We start from the raw sequence: 2,212 nt of genomic DNA on the forward strand, positions 1-2,212 counted from the left end.
AAGACCTCTTGGGGTTGTATGGTTAAGTGACTAAGCGTACACGGTGGATGCCTTGGCAGTCAGAGGCGATGAAGGACGTAGTAACTTGCGATAAGCGTAGATAAGGCAGTAACAGCCACTTGAGTCTACGATTTCCGAATGGGGAAACCCACGTGCATAAGCACGTATCATGCAGTGAATACATAGCTGTATGAGGCGAACTCGGGGAACTGAAACATCTAAGTACCCGAAGGAAAAGAAATCAATTGAGATTCCGGCAGTAGCGGCGAGCGACCCCGGATTAGCCCTTAAGCGGTTTAAGTGTTAGTGGAATACTCTGGAAAGGGTAGCGATACAGGGTGATAGCCCCGTACACGACAATGCTTTTATCGTGAAAACGAGTAGGACGGGACACGTGTTATCTTGTCTGAACATGGGGGGACCATCCTCCAAGGCTAAATACTCCTGACTGACCGATAGTGAACCAGTACCGTGAGGGAAAGGCGAAAAGAACCCCTGTGAGGGGAGTGAAATAGAACCTGAAACCGTGTACGTACAAGCAGTGGGAGCCTCTTCGTGGGGTGACTGCGTACCTTTTGTATAATGGGTCAGCGACTTACTTTTAGTAGCAAGGTTAACCGAATAGGGGAGCCGTAGGGAAACCGAGTCTTAACTGGGCGAATAAGTTGCTAGGAGTAGACCCGAAACCGAGTGATCTAGCCATGGGCAGGTTGAAGATTGAGTAACATCAATTGGAGGACCGAACCGACTAATGTTGAAAAATTAGCGGATGACTTGTGGCTAGGGGTGAAAGGCCAATCAAACTCGGAGATAGCTGGTTCTCCCCGAAATCTATTTAGGTAGAGCCTCGGACGAATACTACTGGGGGTAGAGCACTGTTAAGGCTAGGGGGTCATCCCGACTTACCAACCCTTTGCAAACTCCGAATACCAGTAAGTACTATCCGGGAGACACACGGCGGGTGCTAACGTCCGTCGTGAAGAGGGAAACAACCCAGACCGCCAGCTAAGGTCCCAAAGTTATCGCTAAGTGGGAAACGATGTGGGAAGGCTCAGACAGCCAGGATGTTGGCTTAGAAGCAGCCATCATTTAAAGAAAGCGTAATAGCTCACTGGTCGAGTCGGCCTGCGCGGAAGATGTAACGGGGCTAAGCGATACACCGAAGCTGCGGCATCAACTCTTCGGAGTTGTTGGGTAGGGGAGCGTTCTGTAAGCCGTTGAAGGTGAACTGTAAGGTTTGCTGGAGGTATCAGAAGTGCGAATGCTGACATGAGTAACGATAAAGGGGGTGAAAAACCTCCTCGCCGGAAGACCAAGGGTTCCTGTCCAACGTTAATCGGGGCAGGGTAAGTCGACCCCTAAGGCGAGGCCGAAAGGCGTAGTCGATGGGAAACGGGTTAATATTCCCGTACTTCTTACAATTGCGATGGGGGGACGGAGAAGGCTAGGTGGGCCTCGCGACGGTTGTCGAGGTTCAAGTGCGTAGGCAGGGGGATTAGGCAAATCCGGTTCCCTATATGCTGAGACACGATGTCGAGCTACTACGGTAGTGAAGTCATTGATGCCATGCTTCCGGGAAAAGCCTCTAAGCTTCAGATTGTAAGGAATCGTACCCCAAACCGACACAGGTGGTCGGGTAGAGAATACCAAGGCGCTTGAGAGAACTCGGGTGAAGGAACTAGGCAAAATGGTACCGTAACTTCGGGAGAAGGTACGCTGCCTCCGGTGAAGTCCCTTGCGGATGGAGCTAGAGGCAGTCGCAGATACCAGGTGGCTGCAACTGTTTATTAAAAACATAGCACTGTGCAAAATCGAAAGATGACGTATACGGTGTGACGCCTGCCCGGTGCCGGAAGGTTAATTGATGGGGTTATCTTCGGAGAAGCTCTTGATCGAAGCCCCGGTAAACGGCGGCCGTAACTATAACGGTCCTAAGGTAGCGAAATTCCTTGTCGGGTAAGTTCCGACCTGCACGAATGGCGTAATGATGGCCACGCTGTCTCCACCCGAGACTCAGTGAAATTGAAATCGCAGTGAAGATGCTGTGTACCCGCGGCTAGACGGAAAGACCCCGTGAACCTTTACTACAGCTTGGCACTGAACATTGACCCTACATGTGTAGGATAGGTGGGAGCCTTTGAAGCATCGTCGCTAGATGGTGTGGAGGCAATCTTGAAATACCACCCTTGTATGCTTGATGTTCTAACGTTGG

1 rRNA gene is annotated in these 2,212 nt (G+C 50.9%); it reads left to right on the forward strand.

Features of this window, described 5'->3' with window-relative positions:
* Positions 1 to 20: 20 nt before the first annotated feature.
* Positions 21 to 2,212: ribosomal RNA gene (locus LRP50_RS25120) — 23S ribosomal RNA — on the forward strand; the annotation flags it as partial.

This window comes from Enterovibrio gelatinilyticus, assembly GCF_028683095.1.
GTDB lineage: Bacteria > Pseudomonadota > Gammaproteobacteria > Enterobacterales > Vibrionaceae > Enterovibrio > Enterovibrio gelatinilyticus.